The organism is Burkholderia crassaminum (assembly GCF_964265005.1).
Lineage (GTDB): Bacteria > Pseudomonadota > Gammaproteobacteria > Burkholderiales > Burkholderiaceae > Burkholderia.
In genome coordinates this window covers 2,809,680-2,824,326 of sequence record NZ_OZ183799.1, presented here as the reverse complement: position 1 = coordinate 2,824,326, position 14,647 = coordinate 2,809,680, and the positions used below count along the sequence as shown (strand labels likewise).

14 protein-coding genes are annotated in these 14,647 nt (G+C 66.6%); 6 read left to right on the top strand and 8 right to left on the bottom strand.

Translation table 11 applies throughout. The features are described from left to right. Positions 1 to 26: 26 nt before the first annotated feature. On the bottom strand, positions 27 to 1,106 hold the full coding sequence (locus ACPTTF_RS13065) for a porin (protein WP_166961047.1): 1,080 nt from the start codon (positions 1,104 to 1,106) through the stop codon (positions 27 to 29). 563 nt (positions 1,107 to 1,669) lie between these two features. After that, positions 1,670 to 2,596: a LysR family transcriptional regulator gene (locus ACPTTF_RS13060; protein ID WP_166961044.1), complete on the bottom strand. Its 927-nt coding sequence runs from the start codon at positions 2,594 to 2,596 to the stop codon at positions 1,670 to 1,672. 133 nt (positions 2,597 to 2,729) lie between these two features. Here ACPTTF_RS13060 and ACPTTF_RS13055 point away from each other — a divergent pair, with 133 nt between their 5' ends. Then, positions 2,730 to 3,227 carry a GNAT family N-acetyltransferase gene (locus ACPTTF_RS13055; protein ID WP_166961041.1) on the top strand — a complete coding sequence of 166 codons (498 nt, stop codon included), beginning with the start codon at positions 2,730 to 2,732 and terminating at the stop codon, positions 3,225 to 3,227. A gap of 65 nt (positions 3,228 to 3,292) precedes the next feature. Here ACPTTF_RS13055 and ACPTTF_RS13050 read toward each other — a convergent pair whose 3' ends face one another. The 4 genes from ACPTTF_RS13050 to ACPTTF_RS13035 all read right to left on the bottom strand — a co-directional run bounded on the left by ACPTTF_RS13050 (position 3,293) and on the right by ACPTTF_RS13035 (position 6,502). Further along, complete coding sequence (locus ACPTTF_RS13050) at positions 3,293 to 4,072, bottom strand: ABC transporter ATP-binding protein (protein WP_423371391.1); 780 nt, start codon at positions 4,070 to 4,072, stop codon at positions 3,293 to 3,295. Between the two features lie 18 nt (positions 4,073 to 4,090). Beyond that, positions 4,091 to 4,804, bottom strand: a complete 714-nt coding sequence (locus tag ACPTTF_RS13045; RefSeq protein ID WP_423371390.1) for an ABC transporter permease — start codon at positions 4,802 to 4,804, stop codon at positions 4,091 to 4,093. Next, positions 4,801 to 5,490: an ABC transporter permease gene (locus ACPTTF_RS13040; protein WP_011352852.1), complete on the bottom strand. Its 690-nt coding sequence runs from the start codon at positions 5,488 to 5,490 to the stop codon at positions 4,801 to 4,803. Before ACPTTF_RS13040 ends, ACPTTF_RS13045 begins: the two co-directional genes overlap by 4 nt. A 229-nt stretch (positions 5,491 to 5,719) precedes the next feature. Beyond that, entirely contained in the window at positions 5,720 to 6,502 is a 783-nt protein-coding gene (locus ACPTTF_RS13035) for an ABC transporter substrate-binding protein (RefSeq protein ID WP_423371389.1), read from the bottom strand. A 368-nt stretch (positions 6,503 to 6,870) separates the two neighbouring features. On the opposite strand from ACPTTF_RS13035, the gene ACPTTF_RS13030 reads away from it, so the two are divergent. After that, positions 6,871 to 7,566 carry a pirin family protein gene (locus tag ACPTTF_RS13030; protein WP_423371388.1) on the top strand — a complete coding sequence of 232 codons (696 nt, stop codon included), beginning with the start codon at positions 6,871 to 6,873 and terminating at the stop codon, positions 7,564 to 7,566. A 69-nt stretch (positions 7,567 to 7,635) separates the two neighbouring features. On the opposite strand, the gene ACPTTF_RS13025 is transcribed toward ACPTTF_RS13030, so the two are convergent. After that, complete coding sequence (locus ACPTTF_RS13025) at positions 7,636 to 8,187, bottom strand: periplasmic heavy metal sensor (protein WP_166961029.1); 552 nt, start codon at positions 8,185 to 8,187, stop codon at positions 7,636 to 7,638. A gap of 224 nt (positions 8,188 to 8,411) precedes the next feature. On the opposite strand from ACPTTF_RS13025, the gene ACPTTF_RS13020 reads away from it, so the two are divergent. Next, complete coding sequence (locus ACPTTF_RS13020; protein ID WP_021158495.1) at positions 8,412 to 9,137, top strand: response regulator; 726 nt, start codon at positions 8,412 to 8,414, stop codon at positions 9,135 to 9,137. Further along, positions 9,121 to 10,437, top strand: coding sequence for an ATP-binding protein (locus tag ACPTTF_RS13015; protein WP_423371387.1), 1,317 nt, complete (start codon positions 9,121 to 9,123; stop codon positions 10,435 to 10,437). Before ACPTTF_RS13020 ends, ACPTTF_RS13015 begins: the two co-directional genes overlap by 17 nt. A 42-nt stretch (positions 10,438 to 10,479) precedes the next feature. Here ACPTTF_RS13015 and ACPTTF_RS13010 read toward each other — a convergent pair whose 3' ends face one another. Continuing rightward, positions 10,480 to 10,746 carry a hypothetical protein gene (locus tag ACPTTF_RS13010; RefSeq protein WP_027786765.1) on the bottom strand — a complete coding sequence of 89 codons (267 nt, stop codon included), beginning with the start codon at positions 10,744 to 10,746 and terminating at the stop codon, positions 10,480 to 10,482. A gap of 509 nt (positions 10,747 to 11,255) precedes the next feature. Here ACPTTF_RS13010 and ACPTTF_RS13005 point away from each other — a divergent pair. Next, positions 11,256 to 13,013 carry an ABC transporter permease gene (locus ACPTTF_RS13005; RefSeq protein ID WP_423371386.1) on the top strand — a complete coding sequence of 586 codons (1,758 nt, stop codon included), beginning with the start codon at positions 11,256 to 11,258 and terminating at the stop codon, positions 13,011 to 13,013. Between the two features lie 22 nt (positions 13,014 to 13,035). Next, a complete protein-coding gene (locus ACPTTF_RS13000; protein ID WP_166961023.1) occupies positions 13,036 to 14,373 on the top strand; it encodes an AAA-associated domain-containing protein in 1,338 nt (445 codons plus the stop codon). Positions 14,374 to 14,647: the final 274 nt, after the last annotated feature.

Sequence of the window (14,647 nt, the reverse complement as noted above, 5' to 3'; positions counted from 1 at the left end):
TCGAATCGTTCCTTGACGGCGCCTGATCAGAACAGGTGCTGGATACCGGCGTAGACGCCGGTCTGGCTGCCGCCCGGATTCGGGTTGCCCGTCGACACGGCCGTACCGGCGCCGTTCGCGTTCAGGCCGAAGTTGGCGTTCTTGCTGTTGCGCACCGTCGCGACCTGCAGGTCGAACAGCGTGCGCTTCGAGATGTTGTACGAACCGCCGACCGTGTAGATGTTCGCGTTGCCGCCGCCGTGGTTCGCGTTCACGTGGTACGCGGCCGCGATCAGCGCCGCTGCCGGCGTTGCCTGCCACGTCACGCCGCCCCAGACCTGCTGGGTGCCGGTGACGCCGGCGTTCACTGCCGGGCCGCCGCTGCCGTCCGCGCGCGAGGCCTGGTAGGCCGCCTGAACCTTGAACTGGCCGAGGAACACGTTCACGCCCGCGAAGTATTCACGCGAGTAGTTGAACACGTCCGAGAAGCGGCCGTTGCTGTCGCGCGTTTCGTCGTAGATACCGCGCAACTGGAACAGCGAGTTCGTGTAGGTAACCTGGGCGCCCATTGCGCGCCCCGGTTGGCCGGCCGTCGTGTTGCCGTTGAAGCTGGTCGAGTTCGAGAACGAGAACTGGCCGTAGAAGTCGAGGCCGTAGAACTGCGGCGACTGGTACGACACGTTGTTGCTGGTCTTGTTCCAGTTGCGGCCGCGCACCAGCGATGCCGTCGACCAGGCCGACTGGCCGAACGGGTCGAAGTCCCACACGCCGTTGGCGATCGCGAGTTCGCGACCCAACAGCAGCGTACCGTAGCGGTCGTTGGAGATGCCGACCGTCGCATAACGATCCCAGATCGAGCCGCTGAAGCCGCCCGTCATCGTGTTGAACGCGCCTTCGAGGTGGAACAGGACCTTGTTGCCGCCGCCGATGTCTTCGGTGCCCTTCAAGCCCCACAGGCTCGTGCCCCAGTCACCGCTTTCCGCGCGCACTTGGTGGCCGTTTTGCAGGCCGTTCATGTACTCGATGCCGGCATCCAGGCGGCCGTACAGCGTGACGCTGCTCTGCGCGTGCGCCGTCACCACCCCAGCAGCCATCAGCGCGGCCGCGACCAAAGCTTTCTTCATCATCTCCTCCATACCCTGTCAAAAAGTCAACCCAGACTGCACGAGATGCCCGGAGCGCGAGCGCCGGGCAAAAGCGGGATAACCAGGGAGACCTCGTGCAGGGCCGGTAAGCGCAGCACGCGGGCAAGCAGACGGAAAACCGTTGAGCGGTCCCGCGCAGCCGGGTCGGCCTGCGGGGTCTCCTTGTAGTGTCGTGAAGCTAAACTACATTTCACGAACTTCGTTTTGCTACTTTGGTTACTAATTTAGCAAAAATACAATTTTGTGGCGATGGAAATCGTTGTTTGACTAACACCTGTCGTCAAATTGCCATGCAACACGGTGGGCAACAGGTGCGCCAAGGGTTTGCAATTAACGGAAAACCCTTGTCCCACAAGGGAGACACGACTTTCGCAAACAGGGGTCAAGGATTGCCACTATTGACGTTGCGGGGGGCGCGGGCGTAAGCGCCAGATATGAAGAATTAGTAAGTATTTCGTAATGAATGGTTGGCCACCGGACGTCGCCGGCCGGAGCCTGTAGCACCGGCCCGACAACGCGCAACGCGATGCAACGGCGCGCTTCGGTCAGGCCGGCTCCGGCCTTGCTTCGAGCAACTGCGCGCGAATCCAGCGATGCGCGTCGGTGCGCGCATGCTTCGCGTGCGAGTAGACCTTCACGGTGTAGCGCGGGATCTCGAACGGCGCCGGAAAGATGCGGATCGGCGCCGCGTGCCGCAGCGCCTGCGCGGCACGGTTCGGCACGGTCATCAGCAGCGCGGATTCCGCGATCACGAACGGCGCGGCCAGCACGGTCGGCAACTGCACGGCGACTTGCCGCGCGAGGCCGAGCCGGTCGAGCACATGGTCGACGACGCCGCGCGACTCGTTCCATGGCGTGACGACCACGTGGCGTGCCGCCAGGTACTGGTCGAGCGTCAGCCGCCGGTGGATGTCCGGATGCGCGGCGCTCGCGATCACGACGTAGTCGTCGGAGAACCAGTCGAAGTCCTCGATGCCCGGCGCGTCGGCCGCCGATTCCTCGTGGTAGCCGAGCGCGAAATCGATGCGGCCGGCCGCGAGTTCGTCGACGGAAATCTTCCGGTCGGAATGCACGACGCGGATCCGCAACCGCGGCGCGACATGCTGGATGCGCGCGAGAAACGCGGGCAGCACCGCGAATGCCGTGTAGTCGGTCGCCGCGAACACGAACGTGCGGTCGCTTTGCGCGGGATCGAAGCGGCGCGCGCGGGCGAGCCCCTTCGACATCGCGTCGAGCGCATCGCCGGCCCAGGTGGCGATGTCGTCGGCGCGCACGGTCGGCTGCATCTCGTTGCCGAGGCGCACGAACAGCGCGTCGCCGATCGCGTCGCGCAGCCGCGCGAGCGCGTGGCTCAATGCGGACGGGCTCAACGCGAGCTCGTGCGCGGCCGCCGCGACCGACCGGTGGCGGTACAGCGCGTCGAACACGAGCAACAGGTTCAGGTCGAGACGGCGCAGGTCGGGATGCATCATGTTCAGGTCCGGATGAAGAAACTGCACTTCCTGCAGGCATCGCGTGAACGTAGCATGACGGTCTGATTGGTGCCAGCGCGGCTGCGCGGCGCCGCTTTCCGTTTCAAGTCCGGGCCGGAGGAGGGCTCATCCCGTGCAAATCGACATTCGTTCCGCCACCGTCGCCGACGTGCCGCTGATCCTGCGTTTCATTACCGAACTGGCCGTCTACGAGAAGGCGGAGCACGAAGTGGTCGCGACGCCCGCGTCGCTCGAGCGCAGCCTGTTCGGCGACGGATCGCCGGCGCGCGCGCTGATCTGCGAGGTCGACGGCGAGCCGGCCGGCTTCGCCGTGTATTTCTTCTCGTATTCGACGTGGCTCGCCCGGCAGGGGCTGTATCTCGAGGACCTGTACGTGTCGCCGCGTTTTCGCGGCGCGGGCGCCGGGCTGCGACTGCTGAAGGCGCTCGCGCGGATCGCGGTCGAGTCGGGCTGCGGGCGTTTCGAGTGGAGCGTGCTCGACTGGAACGAGCCGGCGATCCGCTTCTACGAAAGCGTCGGCGCGGCGCCGCAGAGCGAATGGGTGCGTTACCGGCTCGCGGGCGACGAGCTGCGCGCGTTTGCCGACAGCGCGCCGGTGAGCGCCGCATGAACGCCACGTAAACGCAAAACGGGCGCCGCGCGGCGAACCGCGGGCGCCCGCTCGTGCGGCGAGCGTTACTTGAGGCTGCCGGACAGGAACCCGCGCAGGCGTTCGCTCTTCGGGTGGGCAAACACCTCGGACGGCACGCCTTCTTCCTCGACGCGGCCCTGGTGCAGGAACATCACGTGGTTCGACACGTTGCGCGCAAAGCCCATCTCGTGCGTGACGACGATCATCGTGCGGCCTTCCTCGGCGAGCTTCTGCATCACCTTCAGCACTTCGCCTACCAGCTCCGGGTCGAGTGCCGACGTCGGCTCGTCGAACAGCATCACGTCCGGATGCATCGCCAGCGCGCGCGCAATCGCGACACGCTGCTGCTGGCCGCCCGACAGGTGCGACGGATACTGCTTCTCGACGCGCGGCGCGAGGCCGACTTTCTCGAGATACGCGCGCGCGCGCTCCTCGGCTTCCTTCTTCGGGATGCCGAGCACGTTCACGGGCGCTTCCATCACGTTCTCGATCACGTTTATGTGCGACCAGAGATTGAAGTGCTGGAACACCATCGACAGCTTGGTACGCACGCGCTGCAGCTGCTTCGTATCGGCCGCGCGCAGCGCGCCCGACTTGTCGGGCGTCGTGCGCACTTCCTCGCCGTCGACGACGATGCGGCCCGCATTCGGCTGCTCGAGGAAGTTGATGCAGCGGAGCATCGTGCTCTTGCCGGAGCCGGACGAGCCGATCACGCTGATCACGTCGCCCGAGTTCGCCTTCAGCGACACGCCCTTGAGCACCTCGTTGTCGCCGTACCGCTTGTGCAGATCGTCGACGAAAAGCTTCTGAGTCTGGGAATTCATCAATAGTCCTGCGAAAACTTACTTGCCTTGCGGGCGCAGATACGCGAGCCAGCGACGCTCGGCCTGGCGGAACAGCCACACGAGCGTGAACGAGATCACGAGGTAGAGCAGGGCGGCGATGCCGAACGCATGGAACGACATGTAGGTCGCCGAGTTCACGTCGCGGGCGATCTTCAGGATGTCCGGCACGGTCGCGGTGAAGGCGACGGTGGTCGCGTGCAGCATCAGGATCACTTCGTTGCTGTACAGCGGCAGCGCGCGGCGCAGCGCCGACGGCAGGATCACGCGGCGATACATCGTGAACGGCGTCATCCCGTACGCGCGCGCGGCTTCGATTTCGCCGTACGACGTCGCCTTGATCGCGCCCGCGAAGATCTCGGTGGTGTACGCGCAGGTGTTCAGCGTGAACGCGAGCAGCGTGCAGTGCATCCCGTCGCGGAAGAACGCGTCGAGCATCGGCGTGCCGCGCACGGCCTGCAGGCTGTAGAGGCCCGTGTAGCAGAGCAGCAGCTGCACGTAGAGCGGCGTGCCGCGGAACACGTACGTGTAGAGCCACACGGCGCTCGACAGCCACTTCTTCTTCGACACCCGCGCGACCGCGAGCGGCACCGACAGGCAGAAGCCGAGGCCGATCGACACGACCAGCAGCCACAGCGTGATCGCGACGCCGGTGATGCGGTAGCCGTCGGTGTAGAGGTAGTTGCGCCAGTATTCTTGGATGAGGTCGATCATAGGTCAGCCTTGCGGACGCCGGTCGAGTAGCGCTTTTCGAGCCACATCAGCACGAAGTTCGAGATCGTCGTGATCGCGAGGTAGACGGCGCCCGCGATCAGCGTGAAGAAGAAGAACCGCAGCGTGCCCTTGCCGGCGTCCTGCGATGCCTTCACGACGTCGGCCAGGCCGATGATCGACACGAGCGCGGTCGACTTCACGAGCACCTGCCAGTTGTTGCCGATGCCCGGCAGCGCGAAGCGCATCATCTGCGGGAACATGATCCGCGTGAACACCTGCCAGTTCGTCATCCCGTACGCGCTGCCGGCCTCGAGCTGGCCGCGCGGCACCGACAGGAACGCGCCGCGGAACGTCTCGGTGAAGTACGCGCCGTAGATGAAGCCGAGCACGAGCACGCCCGCGAGGAACGGGTCGATGTCGATCTGGTCCCAGCCGAGCGCGTCGGTCGCCATGTTCAGCCAGATCTGCAGGCTGTAGAACAGCAGCAGCATCAGCACGAGGTCGGGTACGCCGCGGATCAGCGTGGTGTAGACGGTGCCGACGCCGCTCGTGAAGCGGTTGCGCGACAGCTTCGCGCCCGCGCCGAGCAGCCCCAGCAGGAACGACAGCGCAAGCGAAAGCACCGCCAGTTTGACGGTTTGCCAGGTGCCAGCGAGGATCAGCGGGCCGTAACCTTGTAGAAACATATGTGGTCCCTGGTGTGGTCCCTTAGGGCGCACGCGGTGCGCCGCGAAAGACGCGCCCGCCAAGCTGCGCGGAACGCCCCGTGCGTATCATGACCGTCCGCCCCGGCATCGGTGCCGGGCCAGCCCGTCGCGCGAGCGGCGGGCAAGGGGGCGGGCGGCGCGTGGTCGACTGCCTGTACTGCCCGGACACGGGGTCGCCCCCGCATCCGTCGTCTCTTCTTTTCGGCGCTCAGCGGGCCGAAGCCGAATAGACGCTGAACGCGAAATACTTGTGCGACAGCCGGTCGTACGTGCCGTCCTTGTGCATGTCGGCCAGCGCCTTGTTGATCTTGAGCTTCAGGTCCGTATCTTCCTTGCGCAGGCCGATCGCGGTGCCGTCGCCGATCGTCTTCGGATCCTTCACTTCCGGCCCGGCGAACGCGAAGCCCTTGCCGCGCGGCGTGCGCAGGAAGCCGTAGTCGGCCTGCAGCTCGTCCTGCAGCGTCGCGTCGAGGCGGCCCGAGCCGAGATCGGCATAGACCTGGTCCTGGTTCTGGTAAGGAATGATGGTCACGCCCTGCGGTTCCCAGTACGCCTTCGCGTAGGTTTCCTGTGTCGAGCCCTGCTCGACGCCGACGCGCTTGCCCTTCAGCGATGCGATCGTCGGCAGCAGCGGCGAGCCGGCCTTCGCGATCATGCGCGCCGGCGCGTCGTACACCTTGTCGGAGAAGTCGATCTGCTCGCGGCGCTTGTCCGTGACCGTCAGCGACGACACGATGACGTCGTACTTCTTCGCCTTCAGCGCCGGGATGACCCCGTCGAGATCCTGCGCCACCCACACGCATTTCACGTTGATTCGCTTGCAGATTTCCTTGGTGAGATCGACGTCGAAACCGACGATCTCGCCGCTCGGCGCGGTCGACTCGAACGGCGGGTAGCTGGCATCGACGCCGATCCGCACGGTCTTCCACTCCTTCGCGAAGGCGCTGCCCGCCACGAGGGCGAGGGCGGCGCACAGGGCGGCCTTCTTCATTTCCATCCTTCTGTTGCTGACTTTCCGGGAGCGCTCGCGGCCGGTCGGACCGGGCGTCGCGGCGTATTCTAGACGGCCAAAATTCGCCGATCGGCGCTCTGGCGATGGCGCCGCCGGAAGGGCGAACGCCAAAAGGCCGGTATTTTACCCGAACGCGATATCCGGAAAACGGCAATCCGGTGCGATCGATCGATTCTTCGACGCATTGATCCGGCTGTTGCGCTAATCGTCGTATTCGCAATGCGCATTGCGTTGATTGCATCCGCAGGTGCAACGATGCGGTGCGCAGGCGGTGGATTGTGGCGCGATTGGCACACTCATACAGTGACGGCATGCCAGAACAACGCATCTCACGGAGTGCCCGTTCCATGTTCCAGATCCGCCGTGCCGCCGATCGCGACCAGCGCAGCCATGGCTGGCACGAATTCCTTCACAGCTTTCCTTGTGCGTCCGGCCGGAGCGGGGCGCCGGGCTTCGGCGCGTTGCGCGAACTGAACGAGGAATGCATCGCGCCGACCCGCGGCTACGGGATGCGGCCGTACCGGGATGCGGAAATCGTCACCTGCGTGCTCGGCGGCGCGCTCGCGCATCGCGACAGCCTCGGCAACGGGGCAATCGTGCGTGCGGGCGGCGTGCAGCGCGTGAGCGCCGGCACCGGCGTCATGCTGAGCGAAACCAATGCGTCGTGTGACCAGCCGTTGCGCCTGCTGCGGATCTGGCTCGCGCCGGCCGGGTCGGGCGGCCGGCCCGGCTACGTGCAGACGCGCTTTGCCGACGACGAGAAGCGCGGGCGGCTGCGGCTCGTCGCGGCGCCGGACGGCGGCGGTGGCGCGCTGCCGCTCGGTGCGGACGCACGCATCTTCGCGGGGCTGATCGACGGCGACGAGGCGGCGGCATTCGATGTGCCGGCCGGGCGCCGCGCCTACGTGCACGTGGTGCGCGGCGACGTCGAGGTGAACGGCCGCGCGCTGGCCGCGGGTGACGGCGCGCGGATCGGCGGCGTAGACGCGGTGGCGTTCGCACGCGGCCGTGCGGCCGAGGTGCTGCTGTTCGACGTCGCCTGAAACGCAAAAGGGGACGCGGGCCGGTGCCCGCGTCCCCTTCGATGCCGCTCCGGGGAGCGGCCCGCCGGCTTACTGCGCCGGTGCCGACGCGGCCTTGGCCGCGCGATGCTGCTGCCAGCGCTCCTTCATCTTCTCGTGGCGCTGTTCCATCTTCGCGAACTGCTGCTTGAGCGCCGTGCTGACCGTGGTCTTCTGCTGGTCGTTCAGCCCGTTATAGAACGTGAGCCACGCGGCGGACGTCTGCTCGCGCAGTTGCGCGTTCTGCTGCTCGGCCTGCTGGCGCGCGGCGTGCATCGCGCTCAGGTCGAGGATCGGCTGGTTCTGCTGCGCCTTGAACTGCTCGCGCATCTGCTCGTGGCTCTTGCGCATCGCCTCACGGTTCTGCTTCATCGTGTTGATGGCCGTCTGCCATTGCTGTTCCTGCGACGCGTTGAGCTTCAACTGGTCGTGCAGTTTCATGATCACGCCGAACGGGCCGCCGTCGTGCCCGCCGTGCATCTGGTGGGCGCCGGGGCCGCCAGGAGGCGGCATGTCGTTGGGCTGCGCGGCGTGCGCGGTGCCGAATGCGAGAGCGAGCACAGTGGCGGCCGCGATGGCCACGCGGGAAGTCTTCTTATACATTTCAGAAACTCCTTGTATCCAAAGGGTCCGGCGATGCGGTGCCGGGAAGGCCGTGTACCGCATCCGGTAAGACGCAGGTTAGCGAGGCAGGCCGCCGCCGGTGTTACGTGGGGAGGTGGCCGGGTTACCGCGCATTACAGTTCCCTTGCGCCGTAACCCGCAGTAACCCTTTCGTCCCTTTGTTTCGTTCTTTGACTCCGCCCTCGCGCGGTAAACTTCGAGCCATGACTACCCAGATCCTCATCGTCGACGACGACCAAGAACTCCGAGACCTGCTGCGCGACTATCTCGTGCGCCAGGGGATGGAAGTGTCCGTGCTGCACGACGCGGCGACGCTCGAGAAGCGCCTCGAGCGCGAGCGGCCCGATCTGATCGTGCTGGACCTGATGATGCCGGGCGTCGACGGCCTGACCGCGCTGCGCCAGCTTCGCGCGGCCGGCGACGACATCCCCGTGATCATGCTGACCGCGCGTGCGGACGACGTCGACCGCATCGTCGGGCTCGAGCTCGGCGCGGACGACTACCTCGGCAAGCCGTTCAACCCGCGCGAGCTGCTCGCACGCGTGCAGGCCGTGCTGCGCCGCCGCCGCGCGACGCCGTCGGCGGCGGCGCCCGAACAGCGCGAGCCGTTCGGGTTCGGCCGCTTCGTGCTCGACTTCCAGGCGCGTACGCTGTCGGTCGACGGCAAGCCGGCCACGCTGTCGAGCAGCGAATTCGCGCTGCTGAAGATCTTCGTAAACCATGCGCTGCGCACGCTCACGCGCGAGCGGCTGCTCGAGCTGCTGCACGGGCCCGAGTACGACGGTACCGACCGCGGCATCGACGTGCAGGTGTGGCGCCTGCGCCGCATCCTCGAAACGGATCCGTCGACGCCGCGCTTCATCCAGACGGTTCGCGGGCGCGGCTATGTGTTCGTGCCCGACGGCGAGGCCCATGCGCAAACCCATTGATTCACTGTTCGGGCGGCTGGCGCTGCTCGTCGTCGGTGTCCTGCTCCTGTCGCACTTCGCGTGGTTTTTCGCGATGCGGCTCGAGCGCAGCCAGATGCAGACGCGCTACGCGGTCGAAGAGGCCGCGTTCCTGGTCGACGCCGTGCGCCAGCACGTCGAGCGCACGCCTGACCAGCCGTTGCCGTCGCGTGTGCGGCTCGTGACGCCGGGCAGCGCCGACGTGCCGAATGGCGACCCGTCGAGCCTGCCGGCGCCGCTCAAGCGGTTCCGCGACGACGTGAGCGAGCGGATGCCGCCCGGCACGCGCGTCGAGATCGGCGCGCCCGGCCATCCGCCGGTGCTGTGGGTGAAGGAGCCGACCGACCGCAACTGGATCGTGGTGCCGGTGCAGCCGCTGCGGCCGCCGCGCTCGCTCGACCGGATGCTGCTGTGGCTCGGCACGATCTTCTCGGCCGGCGTGATCGCCGCGCTGTTCGCCGCCTGGCAGTTGCAGCAGCCGTTGCGTTCGCTGGCGCGTGCGGTCGCGCGCTTCGGCCGCGGCCAGCCGGTGCCGCCGCTGCGCGAGCGCGGCCCGCGCGAGCTGCGCCAGCTCACGCACGGCTTCAACCAGATGGTGGAACAGGTGTCGCAGGCCGAGAGCGACCGTGCGGTGATGCTGGCGGGCGTGGCGCACGACCTGCGCACGCCGCTTGCGCGGATGCGGCTGCGGGCGGAAATGATGGACGACGTCCGGTTGCGCGACGGCGTCGTGCGCGACGTCGATTCGATGTCGCACATCGTCGATCAATTTCTGGTGTTTGCACACGGCGGCTCCGATCGCAGCGAACCGGTGCCGGTCGATCAGGCGTGCGAGCGGATTGCACGCAGCTATCGCGCGGTCGCGCCGAACGCGCCGACGGTCCAGACCCGGCTCGACGCCGATCCGGGCTTCCGCCTGCCGACGGCGACGCTCGACCGGATCCTGTCGAACCTGCTGGACAACGCGCATGCGTACGGTGCGCCGCCCGTGTTCGTCGAGACGGCACGCACGCCGACCGGCTACGTGTTGTCGGTCAGCGACAGCGGTGGCGGGATCGCACCACGCGACCTCGCGGCGGCTACGCGGCCGTTCGTGCGGCTCGACCCCGCGCGCGGCGGGAACGGCCACAGCGGGCTCGGGCTGGCGATCGTCGAGCGGCTCGTACTCAGGCTGGGCGGGGCGTGCGACATCGGCAACCGCCCCGAAGGCGGCCTGCGCGTCGCGATGACGTTCCCGTTCGAGGTCGTGCCGAAGGACGAACCTCACGCACAGGCCGCATAAGCGGCTGCGGCGCCAACCCGGCCGGGCTGGCGCCGCGCGGCATCATTCGCCGAACAGCGTGCCGAGCGTCTCGGCCGCGTTGCTGTCGATGGTGTTGTAGGTCACGCTGGTGGCCTCGAAGATGTAGACGGTCGTATACCGGCCGAGGCGCTCCAGGATTTCTTCCTGCAGCGATTCAGGCACGACGTTCATGTTCAGGTACCACGCCGTCGACGACAGCCGTGTCTGGAACGACCCATACTCCTGCATCAATTCGTAGAACGCGTCGGCATCCTGATCGCGGCAGACGATCACCAAGTTTCCTGCCATTCCCTTTCCTCCCGCTCGTCGATCGATCCTCAGGGCCTGTTGACATCGGGAACGCGCATGCGTCGCCATCAGAACGGCCGCAACAGGCCCGGAGGGCCAGCCCTGATCATACCCGCTTAGTCGTATCCGGCTGGTGACGCCCGACATGGTTTGCGCGAGCGTGCAGCTGGCGGGTTCCCGGCCGGGCCGGATCACGGCATAATTCGGGCCTGCATGCCCGCCGAAGGACTGCGGCCGGGCTGCGCGTACCGCGCACCCGCCATCCGCCCATGCGCCAGGCACGATCCGTGCGCCGCCTGAGCCGTTCCCGGACGGTTGTACCTGAAATACAGGTTGGTGTAGTGTCGTGCCGTCGCGGCCCGACTCGTCCGGGGCGCGGCAGCGCATGCACGCACGGCGCATCGCGCTCGCGCGCGATCGTCAGTCAATCGAATTACCGCACCCGTGCGCTTTGCCATGAATCAACATCGACTGCCGGCTTCGTTCGGCCTTACCGGGGAGGGCGCCTGATGGACGTCGGATTCTTCAATCCGAACCGGACTGCCAACGCGTCCGCGTGGCGCGTTCTGCCGAACCGGTGGGACTTCATCGCGTTTCCGCTGATCATCTGCCTGCTTGCGATGGCAATCGTCGGCTTCCACGAAACGATGGCGCCGATCGGTGTCCTGCAGACGCAGAAGATCTCGCTCGACCCGTCGAACCTGCCCGAATACGCGTTGCGCACCACGCTGCGGATGCTCGCCGCGATGGTCGCGTCGCTTGCGTTCACGCTCGTCTACGGCACGCTTGCCGCCAAAAGCCGGCGTGCCGGCATGGTGCTGATCCCGATCCTCGACATCCTGCAGTCGGTGCCGGTGCTCGGCTTCATCTCGTTTACGGTCACGTTCTTCCTCGCGCTGTTCCCGAGCCGCGTGCTCGGCGCCGAGCTCGCGGCGATCTTCGCGATCTTCACGAGCCAGGCGTGGAACATGACGTTCAGCTTCTACCAGTCGCTGCGCACGGTGCCGCGCGATCTCGACGAAGTGTCGCGGAGCTTCCACCTGACGTCCTGGCAGCGCTTCTGGAAGCTCGAGGTGCCGTTCTCGATGCCGGGGCTGATCTGGAACATGATGATGTCGATGTCGGGCGGCTGGTTCTTCGTCGTCGCGTCGGAAGCGATCACCGTCGGCAACCAGACCATCACGCTGCCGGGGATCGGTGCGTATCTCGCGCAGGCGATCTCGGACAAGAACCTCGGCGCGATCGGCTGGGTGATCCTCACGATGACGGTCGTGATCCTCGCATACGACCAGCTCCTGTTCCGCCCGCTCATCGCGTGGGCCGACAAGTTCCGGATGGAGAACACCGCGTCGGGCGATGCACCGCAATCCTGGCTGCTCGACCTCGTCCGCCGTACCCGCCTGATCCATCAACTGCTCGTGCCGGCCGGCTGGTTCTTTGCCAAGGCCGCGCGGATTCCGCTGCGCCTGCCGCTGTCCGGCGCGATGCGCTTCACGCTGCCGAAAGTCGAGAAGAAGGCGTCGCGCACGGTCGACATCGCGTGGGCCATTCTCGTGCTGATCGGCACGGCCTATATCGTGTGGCGCGTCATCAGCTTCGTGTCGACCGGCGTGACGATGCCCGAGGTCGGCCATGTGGTCGTGCTCGGGCTCATCACGCTGCTGCGCGTGGTCGTGCTGATCGCGATTGCGTCGGTGATCTGGGTGCCGATCGGCGTGTGGATCGGGCTGCGCCCCCGGCTCGCCGAGAAACTGCAGCCGCTCGCGCAGTTCCTCGCCGCGTTCCCGGCCAACCTGCTGTTCCCGGCGTTCGTGATCGTGATCGCGCGCTTCCACCTGAACCCCGATATCTGGCTGTCGCCGCTGATCGTGCTCGGCACGCAGTGGTATATCCTGTTCAACGTGATCGCCGGTGCGACGTCCTACCCGAACGACTATCGCGAAGCGGCGACGAACTTCCGCATCCGTGGCTGGCAGTGGTGGCGGCAGGCGATCCTGCCCGGCATCTTCCCGTACTACGTGACCGGTGCGATCACCGCATCGGGCGGCGCGTGGAACGCGAGCATCGTGTCGGAAGCCGTGCAGTGGGGCAATACCAAGATCGAGGCGCATGGCCTCGGTGCCTATATCGCGCAGACCACCGCCGCCGGCGATTTTCCGAAGATCATCCTGGGCATCGCCGTGATGTCCCTGTTCGTCACCCTGTTCAACCGCCTGCTGTGGCGTCCGCTGTATGCCTTCGCCGAAGCGAAGCTGCGGCTCGACTGAGACCGATTGAGAGCGAAACGCGATGCAAAATCCGAATGCTGTAAACGCCCCCGTCCAGACGAACCAGCCGCCGCGCCTCGGTGAGGAAATCCTGCGCGTCGATCACGTCTGTCGCGGCTTCAACAAGACGCAGGGCGAGCTGCTCGTGCTCGACGATGCGAACCTGTCGCTGCGCGAAGGCGAGATCGTCGGGCTGCTCGGCCGTTCCGGCTCGGGCAAGTCGACGCTGCTGCGCATCATTGCCGGCCTGATCGAGCCGACCGGCGGCGAAGTGACCTACCTCGGCAAGCCGCTGAGCGGCCCGGCCGAAGGCGTCGCGATGGTGTTCCAGACCTTCGCGCTGTTCCCGTGGCTCACCGTGCTGCAGAACGTGGAAGCCGGCCTCGAGGCGCTCGGCGTCGGCGCACGCGAGCGGCGCGAGCGTGCGCTCGCCGCGATCGACCTGATCGGTCTCGACGGTTTCGAAAACGCGTACCCGCGCGAGCTGTCGGGCGGCATGCGCCAGCGCGTGGGCTTTGCGCGTGCGCTCGTCGTCGATCCGACGATCCTGCTGATGGACGAGCCGTTTTCCGCGCTCGACGTGCTGACCGCCGAGACGCTGCGTACCGACCTGCTCGACCTGTGGACGCAGGGCCGCATGCCGATCAAGTCGGTGCTGATCGTCACGCACAACATCGAGGAAGCCGTGTTCATGTGCGACCGGATCCTCGTGCTGTCGTCGAACCCGGGCCGCGTGATCGCCGAAATCAAGGTGCCGTTCAAGCATCCGCGCAACCGGCTCGACCCGGCGTTCCGCAAGCTGGTCGACGACATCTACGCGAAGATGACGGCTCGCCAGACCGGCGAGGCGACGAAGAAGGGGCTGGAGCTCGGCAGCTGGCTGCCGCAGGTGTCGACCAACCTGATGGCCGGCCTGATCGAAACGCTCGCGATGGCGCCGTACCACGGCCGTGCGGACATGCCGGAAATCGCGCGCACGCTACACCTCGAGGTCGACGACCTGTTCCCGATCGCCGAAGTGCTGCAATACCTCGGCTTCGCGGACGTGCGGGAAGGGGACGTGTTCCTGACGCCGCCGGGGCGCGTGTTCGCCGAATTCGGCACGCAGGAGCGCAAGCTGATGTTCGCGGATCACCTGCTGAAGCACGTGCCGCTGGCCGCGCGGATCAAGAAGGTGCTGAACGAGCGCCCGGGCCATCGCGCGCCGCGTGTGCGCTTCGAGCAGGAGCTGGAGGATTCCCTGTCGGACGGTGCCGCCGAGGAAACGCTCGACGCGGTGATCGACTGGGGGCGTTACGGCGAGATCTTCTCGTACAACGACCAGACCGAGATTTTCAGTCTCGAGGACGTCGAGTCCTGAAGCCGGCGGGGCATTCGGGCCCACATCGACTGAATGCCGGTTTCGCGATTTCATTCGACCGCTTCGTGTCGATGCGAGCGCGGCTTGTCCCTGGCGCCGGCGACGGGCGCCCGGTTCGTTGGCAGAGCAAAAGGCACTGAGTCCGTCGCGGCCGGGACGTTTGCCGGTGACGCGCATCGCCGATGCGCTGACAGGCTGGCAGGCAAGTGCCGGAGGCTGGTGCAACGAATCCTGTCGATTGCAGGGCCGATTCGATGCCTTCGAACCTCGTCAG

Coding starts and splice junctions, on each gene's coding strand:
- ACPTTF_RS13065 (WP_166961047.1), bottom strand. CDS start 1,106: ATGATGAAGAAAGCTTTGGTCGCGGCCGCGCTGATGGCTGCTGGGGTG.
- ACPTTF_RS13030 (WP_423371388.1), top strand. CDS start 6,871: ATGTTCCAGATCCGCCGTGCCGCCGATCGCGACCAGCGCAGCCATGGC.
- ACPTTF_RS13040 (WP_011352852.1), bottom strand. CDS start 5,490: ATGTTTCTACAAGGTTACGGCCCGCTGATCCTCGCTGGCACCTGGCAA.
- ACPTTF_RS13000 (WP_166961023.1), top strand. CDS start 13,036: ATGCAAAATCCGAATGCTGTAAACGCCCCCGTCCAGACGAACCAGCCG.
- ACPTTF_RS13020 (WP_021158495.1), top strand. CDS start 8,412: ATGACTACCCAGATCCTCATCGTCGACGACGACCAAGAACTCCGAGAC.
- ACPTTF_RS13060 (WP_166961044.1), bottom strand. CDS start 2,596: ATGATGCATCCCGACCTGCGCCGTCTCGACCTGAACCTGTTGCTCGTG.
- ACPTTF_RS13005 (WP_423371386.1), top strand. CDS start 11,256: ATGGACGTCGGATTCTTCAATCCGAACCGGACTGCCAACGCGTCCGCG.
- ACPTTF_RS13010 (WP_027786765.1), bottom strand. CDS start 10,746: ATGGCAGGAAACTTGGTGATCGTCTGCCGCGATCAGGATGCCGACGCG.
- ACPTTF_RS13045 (WP_423371390.1), bottom strand. CDS start 4,804: ATGATCGACCTCATCCAAGAATACTGGCGCAACTACCTCTACACCGAC.
- ACPTTF_RS13025 (WP_166961029.1), bottom strand. CDS start 8,187: ATGTATAAGAAGACTTCCCGCGTGGCCATCGCGGCCGCCACTGTGCTC.
- ACPTTF_RS13050 (WP_423371391.1), bottom strand. CDS start 4,072: ATGAATTCCCAGACTCAGAAGCTTTTCGTCGACGATCTGCACAAGCGG.
- ACPTTF_RS13035 (WP_423371389.1), bottom strand. CDS start 6,502: ATGAAGAAGGCCGCCCTGTGCGCCGCCCTCGCCCTCGTGGCGGGCAGC.
- ACPTTF_RS13015 (WP_423371387.1), top strand. CDS start 9,121: ATGCGCAAACCCATTGATTCACTGTTCGGGCGGCTGGCGCTGCTCGTC.